Here is an 18,332-nt window from a genome sequence, read left to right as displayed (position 1 = left end):
TATGGAGGGTTCTTTATTGTAGTGATTTTCTCCTCTTACTTTTCTTTTGCTATAATTCTTATAGGTACTAAGTCGACCATCTAAAGTAGGTGAGAACATGAATGAAAGACAAAAAAAGTTAATGTGTATTCTTTTGGAGACTAGTGGAGAATTTTCCCTTGTTAAAGATTTGTCTGTGCGTCTGAGTTGCTCAGATAAAACGATAAGGAATGATCTTGATGTCATACAACCTTATATAAGAAAAGAAACAGGTGGCTCACTGATTCGGAAAACAGGACTTGGAATTCAACTAGTGATAGAGAATGAAGAACGTGATTGGCTTTATCAGAAGTTTTCGTATGAAAGTAGCCATGCTGACGAGTTGTCCCAAAGTGAAAGGTTGCTTGAACTTGCATATAAGCTATTAACAGTTAAAGGACCGATGACATTACAAAACCTTTCCACCAGTCATTTTATTACTCGCTCTGTTCTTAAGAAAGATCTTGAACAAATCAATCAGTGGTTAAAGACCATGAATTTAACATTACATTCAAGACAAAAAGTAGGAGTAATGATCGAAGGGAAAGAGCGGTTGCGTCGAAGCGCGCTTGTTAATCTAGGTAAGCTTGTACAAAATGAGGCACTTATTCGTCCGTTCTTGAAGAAGCAGTTCACGTTATATGAAATAGAGCTTGTTGAGAAGGAATTAAGAAATCTGCAAAACGAGCACTCGATTACTTATACCGATGAATCTTTCGAAAATCTTCTTTATCATACCCTTTTTATTATTAAAAGAACAAAACTGCGTCAATCGATTCAAGTTACGGATAAGGAAGAAAAACAAATTAAAGAGTATGAAGAGTATGAGTGGTCAAAAGCACTTCTTAAAAAGCTGGGCATCGTCTTTGTCGCCCATTTCCCGGTAGGTGAAGTTGCTTACCTTGCCCTTCATTTGATAGGGGCTAAACGCACTGGTGTTTCGATCATACGAGAGCCAGAGGTGGAGAGAATTGGATTAGCGTTAATCAATGAAATGACTGAAATGACGAATCTGTCTTTTAATGCTGACGCTAACCTTATGGAAGGCCTTCGCGTGCATCTGTATGCTGCTCTAAACCGCATACAGTATGGGCTGTCTGTGTCTAATCCCATGCTTCAAGAAATTAAGAGGATGTATCCCTATTTGTTTGATTTATTAATCCAAATAACAGTAGAAATGCAGGATAAGTGGAAATTATCGATTCCAGAAGATGAAATAGCTTATTTAACCCTTCATTTTGAAGCCGCAGTTGAGCGATTACAATCAAATCGTGGAGAAAAGAAGAGTGTGGTGATTGTTTGTCATTTAGGTGTTGGAATGTCTCAGTTGCTACAAACAAAGCTTGAACGGAAATTCTCTTCTTTAATAATTTTAAACTGTATCGGACGTACGGCTTTACATGATTTTCTTACTCAACATCAGGTGGATTTTATCATTTCTACAGTCGAGATGGAGCCTCAGTCTATACCGCATATTGTCATTTCACCACTACTTAATACTGAGGAGGAAAGTAAGTTAGAATCCTTTTTAGGAGAAATGGATCAAGCGAACCGTGAAGAAAGGCGGAATGCCGTATTTTCTAATTACCTTCAGTCGGATCTTGTGTTCGTTCAGCACGATGGAAATCATCGATATAAAGTAATTGAAGTTCTCTCGAATGCATTGTATGAGAAGGGATTTGTAGAAAAGGAATACGTGCATCAAGCTCTTATAAGAGAACGAACATCTTCTACCGCAATTGGTTCTGGTATCGCGATTCCACATGGTAACCCTAACTTTATACATACACCAGGTATAGCAGTGGCTGTCTTGAAAGAGCCGATTGAATGGGGCGAAGAACGAGTTAATTTAGTATTTTTATTAGCCCTTGGAAATCAAGGGGGCGGAGTTACTCGCGAATTATTCAGGGAGATTTCTTCAATTAGTGAGCAACCTCTTTTCTTAAAAAAGTTAACAGAACAAACAAGTGCAAATGCTTTTATTAATTGTTTGGAAACGAATGCAATCGAAAAATAAAATCAACTTTACCGAAAGCTCCGGTAAAATATAGCTCCTTTTTCTTTCTAATCTTACGTTACTATTTATGTAAGCGATTACGATTGAAGAGGGGGAATAAGAAATGAAACTGTTAGCGATTACATCGTGTCCAAATGGGATTGCGCACACTTATATGGCAGCTGAAAATCTTCAAAAAGCAGCCGATAAGTTAGGTGTTGAAATGAAAGTTGAAACTCAAGGATCAATTGGAGTAGAGAATGAGTTTTCTGAGAAAGACATCGAGGAAGCCGATGGCATTATTATTGCGGCAGATAAAACGGTTGAGAAAGGACGTTTTATTGGTAAAAAAGTTCTCATAGTTGGGGTTCAAGATGGGATACGTAGGCCGGAGCAGTTAATTAACAAGCACCAAAATGGAGAGGTGCCTGTTTTTCATTCAGACGGTAAAGCAGCTAATGAGTTTAAGAAGGAAAAGAAGGATAAGCAAAATCCCATTTATCGCCACCTTATGAATGGTGTATCTTACATGATTCCTTTTATCGTTGTAGGAGGATTATTAATTGCAATTGCCTTAACCATAGGAGGAAAGCCGACAGAGAGTGGTCTTGTTATTCCTGAAGATTCATTTTGGAAAACGATTGAACAATTAGGGGGAGCATCGTTCACATTCATGATCCCTATCCTTGCAGGTTTTATTGCCTATAGTATTGCTGACAGACCTGGACTTGCGCCTGGTGTCATTGGTGGTTACATTGCTGCTAACGGAAGCTTTTATGGAAGCGAGGCTGGAGCTGGTTTCATTGGTGGTATGATCGCTGGTTTTTTAGCGGGTTATGTAGCACTTGCTATTAAGCGAATTAAAGTACCTAAGGCAGTACAACCAATCATGCCGATTATTATTATACCTGTTTTTTCATCGCTCATTGTGGGATTAGTATTCGTTTATATTGTAGGTGCGCCAGTTGCGCAAGTATTTGAATCATTAACGAACTGGTTAGCAGGTATGCAAGGAACAAGTTCGATTCTTCTTGCGGTCATCCTTGGAGCGATGATCTCCTTTGATATGGGAGGACCTGTTAATAAAGTTGCTTTCTTATTCGGAGCTGCAATGATTGGAGAAGGAAATTATGAAATTATGGGGCCTATCGCGGCCGCTATCTGTATCCCTCCAATCGGGATGGGACTGGCAACATTTCTTAAGAAGAAAAAATATGAAGAAGCTGAGAGAGAAACTGGTAAAGCATCTTTTACTATGGGATTATTCGGTATTACGGAGGGAGCCATTCCGTTTGCTGCTCAGGATCCGATTCGAGTGATTCCGAGTATTATGGCAGGGTCAATTACGGGATCCGTTATAGCGATGATAGGTAATGTGGGAGATCGCGTTGCTCATGGTGGGCCGATCGTAGCCGTCTTAGGAGCAGTTGATAACGTATTGATGTTTTTCATAGCGGTTATTGTAGGGGCATTCGTAACAGCTATTCTCGTTAACCTTTTGAAAAAAGATGCCGTTGTAGAGGTAGCTGGAGTTGGGATGGAAATCAGTAGTGAAGAACTAGTGGAGGAGGAGCCTGTTCAAAGTATGGGAGCGACTCAATCTACTACCGAGGAGATTTCAAAGCTTACAGATATTACAAATGAAAGACTTATCGATATTGATTTAAAAGGGTCAAATCGAGATGCTGTGATCGATGAGATGATTGCGAAATTAGAAGAAGATGGCGTTCTTAATTCAAGCAAGGAATTTAGAGAAGCAATCCTTAGCCGTGAGAATGAAAGTTCAACTGGCATCGGAATGAATATCGCGATTCCACATGGAAAATCTTCCGCTGTACGTAAGCCAAGCGTGGTCTTTGGATTGAAACAAGAAGGAATTGATTGGAACAGTTTAGATGGCACAGAAGCTCGATTAATCTTTATGATTGCTGTCCCTAAAGAGAGCGAAGGGGATGCTCACTTAAAGATTCTCCAAATGCTTTCACGACAATTAATGGATGATCAATTTAGAGAAAAGCTTCTAACAGTTCAATCAACGAAAGAAGCTTATCAACTATTAGAACAAATTAAATAAACGTTTAATTAAGAATAGAGTGTGAACCTAATAAAGGTTCGCACTTTATTTTTTGCTAGATAGAGGAGAATTTCGAAACCTGTCGAATGTTTAAATTTGGAATGAAATGATAAACGGGGAGAGTGAAATCTCGAGATAAGTATTCATGTTAAGCTAACTGTATTAGCTGAATTAAGAAACAACTTTCACAGCAAAGAAGGAGTCAAACATGACAAAGATTTGGTTTAATAGATGGTTTACTACTGTGGCACATTACATAGAGTTAATTCGACAAAACGAAGATGGAGCAGAATTTGAAGTGTATGGTTCACACCCGAACGAAGATGCTTTGTATTTACAGTATTGCGATCATTCTTTTGTTGAACCTGATATTAGTGGCGATGCGTACGTTGCGTATTGTCTACAAGTTTGTGCTGAAAAGAACATCGATTTGTTCATACCTCGTAAAGAAAATGTCCTCATCTCGAAAAATCTTTCGAAATTCCACAGCATCGGTGTAAAAGTTCTCGTATGTGACGCAGAATTAATGGCTCTTATGGATAATAAAGCGGCTATGTACCAATCCATTCTTACAAAGGAAGCAGAGAAAAAGACATCGCTCGTTCCTATTCCAGATTACGCAGTTGTTACCAATGTAGAAGAATTCAAAAAAACTTATCATCATCTTCGTAAAAAAGGTCATACTGTCTGTTTTAAACCTGTGATAGGTGAAGGCGCCAATGGCTTTCGGGTTATTAGTGAAGGGCAGGAAACGATTGAAGAACTTCTTACGGGTGGGATATCTAGAAGAATTTCAATTGAGCATGCTTGCTCTATTTTAAGTCAAAAAGATTCGTTCCCAGAATTAATGGTCTTAGAGTACTTAGATGGTTATGAGTATAGCATCGACTGTCTTGCGTATGATGGAGAGCTGCATCTTGCTATCCCTCGTAAGAAAGTTGGGGGAAGAGTAAGAGAACTTGAGAACAATGAAGAGCTACTAGAGATTGCACGAGCTATACACAAGGAATATAACATTGATTACATCTCAAATATTCAAGTTAAGTTCAGCAATGGAATTCCAAAGCTTCTTGAAATTAACCCAAGGATGGCTGGGGGATTAAATATTAGCTGCTTATCGGGCGTAAACATCCCGTACGAAGCGATTAAACTGTTGCAAAATGGTGGTAATCCGTTCCTTAATTTAAATCCAGAAATGGGTATTCGCGCTAGCCATATAGAAAAAGAAGTTGTTCTTTCTTAATTTATGGGAGGTACTCTGATGAGTATTACATTAATGAAGAAAAACGCTGGTATTGTTTTAAAGAAAAAGAATTTAGATCAAGTTGTAGCTAGAGTAGGTCTTGTCCTTGATATTAGCGGTTCAATGCGGAAATTATACAAAGAAGGTGTCGTTCAAAAAGTCGTCGAGCGTGTTCTTGCAGTCGCAAGTCAATTCGATGATGATGGTTCACTAGATGTATGGGTATACGATAATGAGTTTAGTCGATTAAAGCCTGTAACAGAATTTGATTTCGAAGGATACGTGGATCGTCAAATTCTTTCGAACGATCTCGTTCATAAATTTGGCCGAAATGATGAACCTCTTGTTATGGAAGATGTCATTAGTAAATACGTCGAAGAAGATCCATCGAAAGAACCGGTGTTCATTGTGTTTATTAATGATGGGGGCTGTAAACGTGGAATTAAGAAAGCCATTGTCGAATCTTCAAACCAACCTCTTTTTTGGCAGTTTATTGGTATAGGAGATTCAAACTTCGATGTATTAGAGAATTTGGACACAATGACGGGACGGTTCATTGATAACGCCAACTTCTTCCATATAGAAGATATTGACCGGACAAGTGATGAAGTGTTGTACAATAATCTTCTAAATGAATTTCCTGATTGGTTGAAGGAAGCAAAAGATAAAAGAGTTATTCAGTAAGTAGCTAGTTCCCTATGTTAACAGAATCGACAAAATTCTTTCATATTATCATCGTTGCTCAATGGTTAAAGGATTCATTTTAGCTGAAAATATGTTAGTTTTAAATAGAAAGAATCAATTTTTCTTGTTAAAAACAATTTTTTTGTTGAAACATGAAACTTTCTGAATCTAGGCACGTATTACAGAATAGGCAGTTAACTATTAAACTTAACACGCACCATCTCATATTTAACTTAAATCTACTAACAGGAGTGAAACGATTTGACAATTTCTTTGCAGAAAGGTCAACGAATTGACTTAACAAAAGGAAATGCCGGCTTATCGAAAATTATGGTTGGCCTTGGTTGGGATCCAGTTGAGCAAAAGAAAGGTGGTCTTCTAGGCGGTCTTTTTGGAGGCGGAAGCGGCGGCGCTAACGTTGACTGTGATGCTTCTCTCCTTATGCTTGAGGACGACAAATTAACTTCTAAAAAAGATTTAATTTACTTCGGTAACTTAAAAAGCGCATGTGGAAGTATCAATCATACTGGTGATAACCTGACTGGTGCTGGAGACGGTGATGACGAGCAAATTATGGTTGATCTCGGGAAGGTGCCACAGCGCATTACGAAACTCGTTTTTGTAGTAAATATCTATGATGCTGTGAAACGCAAACAGGATTTTGGTATGATTCAAAATGCGTTTATTCGCGTAGTAAACCAGTCGAATCAAGAAGAAATGATTAAATTTAATCTAACAGATAACTATTCTGGTAAGACAAGCCTCTTTGTAGCAGAAATCTATCGCCACGGCAGTGAATGGAAATTTGCCGCGATTGGTAATGGAACGAACGATGCGGGCTTAAGCGACATTGCAAAAAAATATTAAACTACTAAAATTCTAAAGGGGTTGACGAGCATGGCTGTATCATTATCTAAAGGACAAAAAGTAGATTTAACAAAAACAAATCCAGGTCTATCAAAGGTTATTGTAGGACTTGGATGGGACACAAATAAATACGATGGCGGAAATGACTTTGACCTTGACGCAAGTATCTTCCTATTAGACAGCACTGGTAAGTGTTCTTCTGATAAAGATTTTGTTTTCTATAATCAAACAGAAGGTGGCGGCGGTTCGGTTGTTCATACAGGCGATAACCGTACTGGTGAAGGAGAAGGAGATGACGAACAAGTAAAAGTTCATCTTCATGATGTTCCAGCTGAAATTGAGAAAATTTCTTTCGTCATTACGATACATGATGCTGAAGCGCGTAATCAGAATTTCGGACAAGTATCTAATGCATTTGTACGCATCCTAAATGAAGATTCAAACGAAGAGCTCATTCGTTATGATCTTGGAGAAGATTTCTCAATTGAAACAGCGATTATTGTTGGAGAACTTTACCGTCATAACGGCGAATGGAAATTCTCTGCAGTAGGATCTGGTTATCAGGGAGGACTTGCTAGAATCGCAACTGATTTTGGTTTACAAGTCGGATAAACTCTTCTTTTTTGGCAAGAGGGATGCCTCCCTCTTGCCATTCCAATATAAACGCGAATTGGGGGATCACATTGGGAATTCAACTATCTAAAGGACAGAGAATTGATTTAACAAAGACAAATCCAGGACTCGTTAAAGGACTTATTGGACTTGGTTGGGACACGAACAAATACCAGGGAGGCTCTGACTTTGATCTAGATGCATCGGCATTTTTAGTTGATGCAAATAATCGTTGTCAGGACGATCTGGATTTTATTTTTTATAACAACTTAGAGCATCCAAGTAAATCAGTCATTCATACAGGTGATAACCGAACAGGTGAAGGTGATGGAGATGATGAACAGCTGATCGTCGACTTCTCAAAAATTCCTGCGCATGTTGATAAAATTGGGATCACCGTCACCATACATGATGCTGAAGCACGTCACCAAAACTTTGGACAAGTATCAAACGCATTTGTTCGTCTTGCGGATGAATCTTCTGGAGAAGAGCTATTGCGATTTGACCTTGGCGAAGATTTTTCAATTGAAACAGCCGTCGTCGTTTGTGAACTATATCGACACGGTAACGAATGGAAATTCAATGCAATAGGTAGCGGGTTCTCAGGTGGACTTGCATCCCTTTGTAAAAATTATGGCCTTGAGGTTTAAGGCTTAGCTAGTTGACATTAGGAGGAAACATCAAGTGGAAATCTTACAAGAAATTCTAAACACATATGCCTCTTTCTTTGATTGGGAAATGTGGGGAGAAGTTTTAACTGACCCTGTTTCATGGGGACTTATCGGTACGCTGGTACTTTTAGAAGGGCTGCTATCAGCTGATAACGCACTAGTACTTGCCGTTATGGTTAAACACCTTCCACCCGAAAAGCGAAGAAAAGCTCTTACTTACGGTTTAATAGGAGCCTATTTCTTCCGTTTCTTATTTATCGGAATTGGGTTATATCTGATTAAGTTCTGGTGGATTAAGGTCTTTGGTGCTGCTTACCTTGCCTGGATTGTTATTCAACACTTCAGAAGTAAAGGTGAAGAAGAAGGTTCAGATGGAATGAAAAAGGACAGCTGGCTCGTTCGTACTTTCGGTATATTCTGGGCTACTGTTATTTCAGTAGAGTTAATGGACATTGCGTTCTCAGCTGATAGTATCCTAGCTGCTCTAGCCATTTCCGAAGAAGTTTGGGTCCTGTTACTTGGAGGAATGATTGGTATTCTTCTTATGAGAACGGTAGCTGGAGTTTTCCTTAAGTTAATCGAAAAAGTACCTGAAATGGAAAATACAGCATTTGTATTGATCGCGATAATTTCATTAAAAATGTTCTTAAGCGTGTTCCATATTGAAATCCCGCACGTTGCTTTCTTTGGTATTATCGTGCTTGCCTTCCTTGGAACGTTTGTTGTTCATTACATTAACAATAAAAATCGACAATACGCTGAAGAAACAGCATCAGCAAAAGAGAACGAATAATATAAAGAGGAGGAGACGCGGGTGCTCTCCTTCTTTTTTATACAATGAAACTTTCAATTTAGTAAAAATAGAAGCTAATATAACCTAATAATTAGGACTTAGGGGGTGAAGACGCTGGAATATTTTAAATATCTATCAGAAATGCAAAAGGAGCAAATTTTCTATAAAAAACCAACACCTATTAATAAACATATAGATCGTGAACAGCTATCGTATGCGGTTGGTGCTGCTTTGTATATGCCTGCGATTCGAAAAGATATTGCTGAGATCGTGATCCAAGGCAAGTACCAAGAATTGACTACGATTGTGCTTGATCTTGAAGATGCAATTGGGGACAACTGTGTGGATGAGGCGATCGATCAGACGGTAGAGCACCTTTCCTCTATCGCGCAAGCTATGAATGATCGTCAATTGTGTTGGGAGACACTGCCCCTACTGTTCATTCGTGTCCGGTCAGCTGAGCAGTTAAACGAAGTGGCAAATAAATTAGGTGCTTCTATTCACTATTTGACAGGTTTTGTGTTTCCTAAATTCTCCTCTAAGAATGGTGGAGAGTATTTACATACTCTCAAAAAAGTAGAACGAACGGCAGGTGCTCTTCTATATGGCATGCCGATTTTAGAGTCACCAGAGCTTTTCTATAAGGAATCACGCTATACAGAATTCCAACGCATATCTTTGCTGTTAAAAGAATACGAATCCTCTATTCTTAACGTCCGTATAGGAGCAACTGATCTATGTGGACTTTATGGAATCCGCCGCAGTGCCCAATCAACAATATACGATATATCGATAATGAGAGACTTTATATCTGATGTCGTCAATTATTTTGGTAGAACCTTTGTTATCTCGGGTCCTGTATGGGAGTATTTTAATAGCAGAAGAGAAGTAAGTGCCCATGCGAATGAAACCATACTGGACTATAACACAGGACTGTTGAACGAGACGCTGCTTGATTTGACGAATGGGCTAATTGGTAAAACTGTCATCCACCCTACTCATATGAAAGTCGTACAGTGTGTAAATATTGTATCGAAAGAAGAATATCTTGATGCACTTAGCATTTTGGATCACGTAAGTGGGGATGTAGGCGTGCTAAAAAGCGAATCACATAATAAGATGAATGAGATTAAACCGCATTATAAGTGGGCGATGAAGATCATTACGAAATCGAATATATACGGGGTGTATCATGACAAGTACAATTTCATCAAAATGCTTACCGAAACAGTACCATTTTCAGATCCTGTCGGATATGAGCGTTAACTTAGAGGTTACTCAAAATAAATTGAACATACCGGTTGAGGAATTTTTTCAAATGGCAGCTAGAATTAATAAAAAAAGAGGTTTTTTGTTTGTTAGCAAAATGCTTGGCAAGCATATTCCGGTTCATCCTCATAAATCGCTACTTGCCTCAGGACTCTTAGCAATCACTTATTATGAGAGCGTGACAGGAGAGTCCATCGATTATTTATCAGAAGTAAGAGATGGGTTTTTAAGCGACCACCTGGAAGAAGTTAAGAAATCGTACGAGCAATTGCTAAACAATCCTCTCTATCTTGAGGAACCACCAATAGTAATTGGATTTGCTGAAACGGCTACAGCTCTCGGACATGCTGTATTTGATAGCTTTCAAGAAGGATACTATATTCATACAACAAGAGAAAATGTAAGTGATTTAGATCCAGAATTTAACTTTAAAGAAGAGCATTCTCATGCTGTGGATCAACGGTGTTATGCAGATCGGTCTATTCTAATGAAGTCTAATCCTGTTGTATTAGTAGATGATGAAATAACAACTGGGAAGACTTGTCTAAATATCATCAGGGAACTCCACGCCAACTATCCTCGCAAACATTATGCTGTTCTTTCTCTATTAGACTGGCGATCTGTTGAACATATGGAACAATATAAAGCATTAGAAATGGAACTCGGGATTACAATTAGCGTTGTTTCTTTGCTTAAAGGAACTATTAAATTCGAAGGAAAGCCTCTTGAGCATCCGATTCATGACTTTCAATCAAGTCGATATCTTAGTGATGTAGCCGAGATTAATCGCATTGATTTATCATCTTGTTTCGATTCACGTAATGAAAATGACTATTTAACTTATAGCGGTAGGTTTGGAATTAATGGAGCGGATAAGGCGAAGATAGAGGATTCATGTCAGAAAGCATCGAATCTCTTAAAGAAAGAATCACTCGAAGGGAAGACTCTATGCCTTGGCACTGGGGAGTTTATGTATATCCCAATGAAAATTGCCTCTTATCTAAATGGTGAGGTGTATTATCATTCCACGACAAGAAGTCCGATACAGCCGGTAGATATTGAAGGATATGCGATATCAAATGGATTCACATTTCAGAATCCAGAAGATCAACAAATTCAGCATTACGTCTACAACATTCTTAAAGGTGAATATGAGCAAGCTTTTCTCTTTTTTGAAAAAAGTGTCCCAGATGCTGACCTTAAAGAAATTATAGCAATATTAGAAGAACGGGATATAAAAACGATTCATATTGTAACGTGTTCTTGAAGAGAGGGATGAACAAATTGACTGTACAGACTACCAAAATGGGAAGTTATCCTGATCAAGATGTAACTTTCCTTCTAAAAGATTTATCAGACATCACAATGGAAAAAAGTACGATGGAGAGAGAACAGGCAATTCAGAAAGGTACACACTATTCTGAGATGCTTCCTATTGAGTATAAGCCGACAGATGAATATATGAAATTGTTCTATACTTCACTCGAAGAGGCGAAGCACAAAGTGGCTGTAGCAGTAGGGATTGTTGCTGAACAGCTTGTGGCGGAAAGAGGCTTTCAAACAGTACTTGTTTCGCTTGCTAGAGCAGGCACGCCAATAGGTGTATTAATCAAGCGTTACCTTTCTTATAAGTATGATCGAGAACTTCCCCATTACAGCATTTCTATTATTAGGGACAGAGGCATTGATGAGAATGCTCTTCAATTTATTTTAAATCAGCATCCTGATTCGTCTATTACGTTTATTGACGGATGGACTGGAAAAGGAGCGATTACAAAGGAGTTAACAAAGTCAGTAGCAGAATTTAATGCTAGTACTGGCAAGAATCTATCAAGCGAATTAGCCGTTTTAGCAGACCCAGGTGACTGTTCTTCTCTTTTTGGAACTCGTGAAGATTTTCTGATTCCAAGTGCTTGTTTAAATTCAACCGTATCAGGGCTTGTCAGTCGTACTGTGCTTAATAATAATTGGATTCATGAGGGAGATTTCCACGGAGGCAAATACTACTCGGAGCTTGCTGCAGAAGATGTCTCCAACTTATTCGTCGATACAATTTGTACACAGTATCCTTTGATCGCTACAGAGGTTGAAGATGGATTGCAAGATATCTCAAAGGAAGATCGCAAGCCGAAGTGGAAAGGACTTGAATCCATCGAAAACATCCAGAGGGATTATGGAATAGCAAACAGTAACCTCATCAAACCTGGTGTTGGAGAAACTACGAGAGTATTGTTACGGCGTGTTCCATGGAAAATTCTTGTGCATCCAGATGCGGAAATGAACTTAGAACATATTCTTATTCTAGCAAGAGACCGAGGTGTTCCAATTGAAGAGTACGCAAACATGTCTTATTCATGCTGTGGACTGATTAAGCCTATGGAGAAAGAATCATGAGAGCATTTGCTAGTGACTTAGATCGCACGTTAATTTATTCGAGTAGAATGATCGAGCAAGATACCCAGCAAAACTATGAATTAATTGAAACACTTGATGGAAAGGAAATTTCGTATATTTCCAACTATGCTAGTGAGTTATTACAGAAGGTAAATAAAGAGATTTATTTTATCCCTGTTACAACAAGAACAGTTGAACAATACCGTCGTATCACATTTTTTCAAACAACGATTCAACCCGAATACGCCATAACAAGTAATGGCGGTCGAATTTTAAAGAACGGAAAAGTATTGAGTGACTGGTCGAATCGAATCAATGCTTCGTTAGAAGAGTGCTTGTCGCTGGATGCCTTTGTTCGGCAACTGGAGAACCTTATCAAAGGAAACTGGGTTGAGCGAATTCGTCATGCAGACTACCTTTTTGTTTACCTAATTATTAAACGAGATCATGTATCGTCCGAAGAACTCTATCATTTATTTGAGTGGTCACGTGAGCAGGGATGGCAACCTAGTCTTCAGGGGAGGAAGCTTTATTTTGTTCCAAATCCGGTGAACAAATGGAAAGCCGTCGACTATTTGAAGAAAGAGATTGGATTATCTTACGTGTATACAGCAGGAGACTCCCTTCTTGATTATGAACTTATTTACCAAGGTGATTGTGGCTATGTACCTGCACATGGTGAAGTTCTCGAAAGTTATCCCGATCTTCCCAAAACGACAGCCCATGGAATGAAGGCCTCTGAAGAAATTCTAGACTCCATTGTCGTCGACTTATCTTTAAAAAAAGAATCAGTAGAACAAAAGAGTTAAGTATGGAAGAAATAGTATGTTATTCTGAAAGATAGAAGATGTTATATTGATGAAAGAATGGCTAGAAATAAAAAGGGTTACTTCTTACTTGTAAAAGTATAATAAAATTATGAATGTAGGGAGGCTTGATCGGAACTGACCATCCTCCGGAAAGGAATGAGAAAGCGGGGAGAACATCATGAGTCACTATGATCAAATTCTTATCAAGAAAACACCACTTGATGATGAGAATTTAAATGAACTATTATTCAAGCCGTTTCCTGAACGAACTCCTTATGAGAACGGGAACGAATTAATTATAACGCAAATCGTGGGGAGGTTTTTGGGGAGCTATTATGATGAGAATGAATATTTTCTTCAGCTGCATGAGCTATCGAATTCTAACTATTTTCATGTATTAAGTGAAGAATTAAATAAGGTGATAAGTCCTGAACGACTTCAGGCGATTCAATCGATTCATTCTATTAACCAAAAAGAAAACGGACTTTCTGCGAATCGATTCGTAGCCTTTTTGGAAGGTGCCAAACTGATTCCTTCACACAAAAATCCTGCCTTACATCGTCATATGCGAAAATCATTAATCTCCATTCTTGAACTGTTTGAGAAACAGCATAATGATGGATTTAGTCACCCGGAATTTCGCAGAGTACTTGTTGATTTAATGAAATGGACTTGGAATCATCTCGCTCCATGGTTAGAGGATGTGGAGTTTGAAATAAAGATGCCCGGTATTGTATGGTACGGTGAAGCTTCAACAAGTCAGCAATACTTTTTACTATATCTTGTTCAGCTTGGATGCGATGTCCTTTATTTTCATCCTGAAGGAGTTGATTCGTTTGACGAACTCGATCCCGATGGGGAATTGATGGAGAAAAGGAAATTACCTACTACCGTCGCAATTGAACCATTTCCGATTGAAAAACCAGAGAGACGCTCTACGGTTGCTTATCGAGCAACAAAGGAAATGGATACGGTGCTTCATCATGAAGGATCGCAACTTTTTAAGCCTTGGCAGTTACGAAATTATTCCCCTAAGTCTGTTACTCTAAAAACGACTTATGATGAATTATTTCTGATTGCAAAGGAAAAAGCATTTATTAGACCTAATTTTAAAGTAGAGGATGGCACGGTCCATATCCCCTCTTTATTTGCTAAGATCATGGGAGTATCTGAGAATAAAAAGGAATACTGGAACCGACTTCAAGATATAAGTGAAGCGAAATCGACTACGATGATTCGTCAGTTTCCTTTCACACAAGAGACGAGAGCGAATCAGAAATTTCACTACCAGCATACGATGAATCGGGAAGGAATGTTAGATCCTGAATTGATGATGCAGGGGAATTGGTGGCAGTATAAACACCTTCCCAATGAGACACAGAAAGCGATTGGACAAGCTATCTCAAGAATGTGTGCAAATCCGAAGCTGCTTCCGGAAGGTAATGAAACGGAAGAAGATATTAAGCTTTATTTATTCTCTCAAACTACAAAAATCCCTGAGGAGTTTGTTCATTTAATGCAAACGTTTGATTATTCTCAGGAAGTGCCGAAAGTAGTGCTATATAATACAGAAATGAACGGTACATTATCACGATCAGATGCAGCAGTGTTACACCTGCTAAATGAGTTCGGTATTGATATCATTCTATATAATCCTCCTGGTCATCAATGTATTGAGCGCTACCTTGATTCGAATCAGTTTGATACGCATTGGTTAGAGGAAATGGCATTTCGGCAGGATTTTAAAGAACCTTCTGTATTTCGTAAGCTATTTAAATCGATTAAATTATAATCAGGGAGTGATCGTCCATGACGAATGAGACAGGCCTAACTACGCTCGATAAGAATGAAGAGATTACAGAAGCGAAGGCTGAAGATGTACGTTTAAAACTTCGCGAAGAGCAAGAAGTTCAAAAGCTTGCCGGTGAAATTGATGTAAAAGACCAAATGGCATTACTCGAATTTGGTAAAGAACCAGCGGTAGAGATTTCGAAGTTCTCAGATAAAATCTTATCTATGATGCGTACAACTAGCGTCACGGACTCAGGTGAGATGCTGAAACAACTTGGGAAAATCATGGATCGTTTTGATAAAAAAGATTTTGAAGAGCCGAAAACGGGCTTTCTCTCTAAGTTTTTCAAAAAAAGCAATGATATGGTAGAAAAGATTTTTGGTAAATATCAGACGCTCGGTGGAGAAATTGAGAAGGTACACGTTGAAATCTCCAAGTACAAAGATGAAATGTCTCGTTCTACTGGGACGTTGGATGAAATGTACCAACATAATCTGAACTATTATGTAGAACTTGAGAAGTACGTCGTTGCAGGTCAAATAAAGTTAGAAGAACTTCAAGATAAGGTTCCTGCGATCCAACAAAAAGTTAGTGCTGGCGATCAAATGGCGCAAATGGAGCTAGATACTTTGAATAATGCTATTCAGACGCTAGAGGAGCGCATCTACGATCTTGAGATGGCGAGAATGGTTGCAATTCAAACAGCTCCACAAATTCGACTGTTGCAGCGCGGAAACACAAAGCTAATAGGTAAGATCAATTCAGCCTTTATTATTACCATTCCTGTTTTTAAGAACGGTGTCATTCAAGCTGTGACCGCGAAGCGTCAGAAGCTTGTTGCTGATTCAATGAACGAGCTGGACCGTCGTACAAACGAAATGTTAAAAAACAATGCGCAGAACATCTCGAATCAAAGCGTTGAGATAGCTAAATTATCTGGTAGACCGAGTGTTAAGATTGAGACGATTGAAGAATCTTGGAATACAATCGTTAAAGGTATGGAAGAAACGAGAGCCATTGAGGACGAGAATAAACGTCTGCGAGATGAAGGTACGAAGCGAATTCTTGAACTTCAAGATAACATGAAGCAAATCGGTAATAATGCTAAACGTTCATAAATAAAAGGAGAGCGGGTTCCCGCTCTCCTTTTATTTATAATTGAGTTTTATTTAGTTTTTATCCTTGAGGTTACCAGTTCGTTCCTGATATTCGCCTTTCGACTTATCACGTTTGCCTTCTTCTTGAAGGTGTTGGTCATCCTTTGCATTACCAATTTGATCTTTTACTTCACCTTTAGTTTTGGAAACAGCGCCTTTCACTTTATCACTTAGTCCTTTGCGATCACTCATTGCAAAAACGCTCCTTTCTCTTACTTTTATCTAGTAATGAAAATACCCCCTGAAGGCGGATGCCAAACGGCATTTTGCTTCAAGGGGCAGAAAATAGTACATTAGTTTGATTTGTCTTTTACAGGCTTATCTGTCCAAATATCTGATTTCAAGCCTTTTATCGTATCGGCGTAGAATTGAGGATCTTTACCTGCTTTTCGCTGATCGCGATAGTCTTTCAATGCTACAAACGCCACTTTACCAATAATGGAGATGACGATTAAGTTCAAGAGTGCCATAAGACCCATGGAAAGGTCGGCCATGCCCCAAACGATACCGAATCCGGCTTTAGCACCGAACATAACCATGGCAAGAACGGCAAGTCTGTAAAGAAGAAGAGCGGTTTTGCTTGATTTAATAAATTCGATATTTGTTTCACCGTAGTAATAGTTACCAATAATTGAACTAAAAGCAAAGAGGAGAACGGCAACTGCTACGAATATACCTGCGCCACTTCCTAAGTGTTGATTCATCGCTTCCTGAGTAAGCTGTACACCATCTAGCTTTGAATCAACATAGCCATCTGACATTAGGATCATAAATGCTGTTGCTGTAGCGATAAGTAGAGTATCCACGAACACACCAAGCGCCTGAATAAGTCCCTGCTTTACTGGGTGTGATACGTCTGCAGTTGCAGCAGCATTGGGAGCACTACCCATACCAGCTTCGTTAGAGAAAAGACCACGTTTGATTCCTAGAAGCATTGCGGCACCAACACCGCCTCCTGTCACTTCTTTTAAACCAAAAGCATGTTGGAAAATAAGAGCGATCATAGCTGGAATTTCAGTGAAATTAACGATTAAAACAAAACCAGCAACAATGATATAAATCCCTGCCATAATTGGTACAATGATTTGAGAAACAACAGCAATTCGACGAACGCCACCGAAAATAATGATCGCCGTTGCAACAGTTAAGATTGCACCTAATACCCAGCGATTCACATCAAATGAATTTTCGAAAGCAAGTGCGATTGTATTGGATTGTACAGAGTTAAATACAAGACCAAAGCTGAATGTAATTAAGACGGCGAAGATAATACCTAACCATCTAGCATTTAGTGCACGCTGCATATAGTAAGCAGGTCCACCACGGAAATCGTCTCCATCGCGCACTTTATAAATTTGAGCTAGTGTGCTTTCAACAAATCCACTTGCTGCACCGAGTAGGGCAATAACCCACATCCAAAATACAGCACCGGGACCACCGATACTAACTGCTGAGGCAACGCCGGCAAGGTTTCCGGTTCCAACACGTGAAGCCGTACTAATGAAGAAAGCTTGTAAACTTGAAACAGAGTTCTTTCTTCCTTTCATTGTGTCCTTTTCAGAAAGGACATGGAACATCTCACCGAATAAGCGAAATTGAACGAATCGAGAACGAATTGTAAAATAAAGTCCGACACCAATTAGAATGACGATTAGAACATTTGACCAAATAAGCTCATTACCAGCATCAACAATAGTTTTTAAAATATCCATATGTAGGCCCCTTCTATATATAATTTAGGAAAGAAGAATGTAAGATATGATCACACTTCCCTTAATTCAACTGAATCTAACTTACTTTATTAGTGTTTTAATAAAAATGGAAAATAAATCGTATTTTCAGAAAATAAATGATGTTAGACGCAGCAACACAATTGTTTATTATACAGGTAGTATTGGTTGAAAAGGATACTTGATGTAAGATAACCTCACATTGTAAAATAAACCATCTTAT

16 protein-coding genes are annotated in these 18,332 nt (G+C 38.8%); 14 read left to right on the top strand and 2 right to left on the bottom strand.

What is annotated here, in order from left to right; genetic code table 11:
* The first annotated feature begins 97 nt into the window (after positions 1 to 97).
* The 14 genes from IQ283_RS22355 (at position 98) to IQ283_RS22290 (ending at position 16,340) form a co-directional block, all read left to right on the top strand.
* Positions 98 to 2,035, top strand: coding sequence for a BglG family transcription antiterminator (locus tag IQ283_RS22355; protein ID WP_194222371.1), 1,938 nt, complete (start codon positions 98 to 100; stop codon positions 2,033 to 2,035).
* Between the two features lie 103 nt (positions 2,036 to 2,138).
* Complete coding sequence (locus IQ283_RS22350; RefSeq protein ID WP_194222370.1) at positions 2,139 to 4,088, top strand: PTS fructose transporter subunit IIABC; 1,950 nt, start codon at positions 2,139 to 2,141, stop codon at positions 4,086 to 4,088.
* Between the two features lie 208 nt (positions 4,089 to 4,296).
* Positions 4,297 to 5,331, top strand: coding sequence for an ATP-grasp domain-containing protein (locus tag IQ283_RS22345; RefSeq protein ID WP_194222369.1), 1,035 nt, complete (start codon positions 4,297 to 4,299; stop codon positions 5,329 to 5,331).
* 15 nt (positions 5,332 to 5,346) lie between these two features.
* Positions 5,347 to 6,015 (top strand): vWA domain-containing protein, encoded by a 669-nt coding sequence (locus IQ283_RS22340; protein WP_194222462.1) that lies wholly within the window; start codon positions 5,347 to 5,349, stop codon positions 6,013 to 6,015.
* 261 nt (positions 6,016 to 6,276) lie between these two features.
* Positions 6,277 to 6,882, top strand: coding sequence for a TerD family protein (locus tag IQ283_RS22335; protein WP_194222368.1), 606 nt, complete (start codon positions 6,277 to 6,279; stop codon positions 6,880 to 6,882).
* Between the two features lie 30 nt (positions 6,883 to 6,912).
* On the top strand, positions 6,913 to 7,494 hold the full coding sequence (locus IQ283_RS22330; protein WP_194222367.1) for a TerD family protein: 582 nt from the start codon (positions 6,913 to 6,915) through the stop codon (positions 7,492 to 7,494).
* A 71-nt stretch (positions 7,495 to 7,565) separates the two neighbouring features.
* Positions 7,566 to 8,144: a TerD family protein gene (locus IQ283_RS22325; RefSeq protein ID WP_194222366.1), complete on the top strand. Its 579-nt coding sequence runs from the start codon at positions 7,566 to 7,568 to the stop codon at positions 8,142 to 8,144.
* An 88-nt stretch (positions 8,145 to 8,232) separates the two neighbouring features.
* Entirely contained in the window at positions 8,233 to 8,958 is a 726-nt protein-coding gene (locus IQ283_RS22320) for a TerC family protein (protein WP_408962624.1), read from the top strand.
* Between the two features lie 114 nt (positions 8,959 to 9,072).
* On the top strand, positions 9,073 to 10,224 hold the full coding sequence (locus IQ283_RS22315; protein ID WP_194222460.1) for an HpcH/HpaI aldolase/citrate lyase family protein: 1,152 nt from the start codon (positions 9,073 to 9,075) through the stop codon (positions 10,222 to 10,224).
* 52 nt (positions 10,225 to 10,276) lie between these two features.
* Positions 10,277 to 11,494 (top strand): phosphoribosyltransferase family protein, encoded by a 1,218-nt coding sequence (locus IQ283_RS22310; protein WP_322098511.1) that lies wholly within the window; start codon positions 10,277 to 10,279, stop codon positions 11,492 to 11,494.
* Positions 11,495 to 11,502: 8 nt separating this feature from the next.
* Positions 11,503 to 12,621 (top strand): cysteine protease StiP family protein, encoded by a 1,119-nt coding sequence (locus tag IQ283_RS22305; RefSeq protein WP_194222364.1) that lies wholly within the window; start codon positions 11,503 to 11,505, stop codon positions 12,619 to 12,621.
* Positions 12,618 to 13,430, top strand: coding sequence for an HAD family hydrolase (locus tag IQ283_RS22300; RefSeq protein WP_194222363.1), 813 nt, complete (start codon positions 12,618 to 12,620; stop codon positions 13,428 to 13,430). Before IQ283_RS22305 ends, IQ283_RS22300 begins: the two co-directional genes overlap by 4 nt.
* Before the next feature lie 178 nt (positions 13,431 to 13,608).
* A complete protein-coding gene (locus tag IQ283_RS22295) occupies positions 13,609 to 15,222 on the top strand; it encodes a YceG family protein (RefSeq protein ID WP_194222362.1) in 1,614 nt (537 codons plus the stop codon).
* A gap of 17 nt (positions 15,223 to 15,239) precedes the next feature.
* Positions 15,240 to 16,340, top strand: a complete 1,101-nt coding sequence (locus IQ283_RS22290) for a toxic anion resistance protein (RefSeq protein WP_194222361.1) — start codon at positions 15,240 to 15,242, stop codon at positions 16,338 to 16,340.
* A gap of 51 nt (positions 16,341 to 16,391) precedes the next feature.
* Here the strand turns inward: IQ283_RS22290 and IQ283_RS22285 are convergent, their stop codons facing one another.
* A complete protein-coding gene (locus IQ283_RS22285) occupies positions 16,392 to 16,571 on the bottom strand; it encodes a CsbD family protein (protein WP_194222360.1) in 180 nt (59 codons plus the stop codon).
* A gap of 101 nt (positions 16,572 to 16,672) precedes the next feature.
* Positions 16,673 to 18,091: an alanine/glycine:cation symporter family protein gene (locus tag IQ283_RS22280; RefSeq protein ID WP_194222359.1), complete on the bottom strand. Its 1,419-nt coding sequence runs from the start codon at positions 18,089 to 18,091 to the stop codon at positions 16,673 to 16,675.
* Positions 18,092 to 18,332 lie beyond the last annotated feature (241 nt).

The sequence above is a fragment of the Pseudalkalibacillus hwajinpoensis genome (assembly GCF_015234585.1).
GTDB lineage: Bacteria > Bacillota > Bacilli > Bacillales > Guptibacillaceae > Guptibacillus > Guptibacillus hwajinpoensis_B.
Note: the sequence above shows the minus strand (reverse complement) of the source record. Positions and strands in the feature narration are given on the sequence as shown.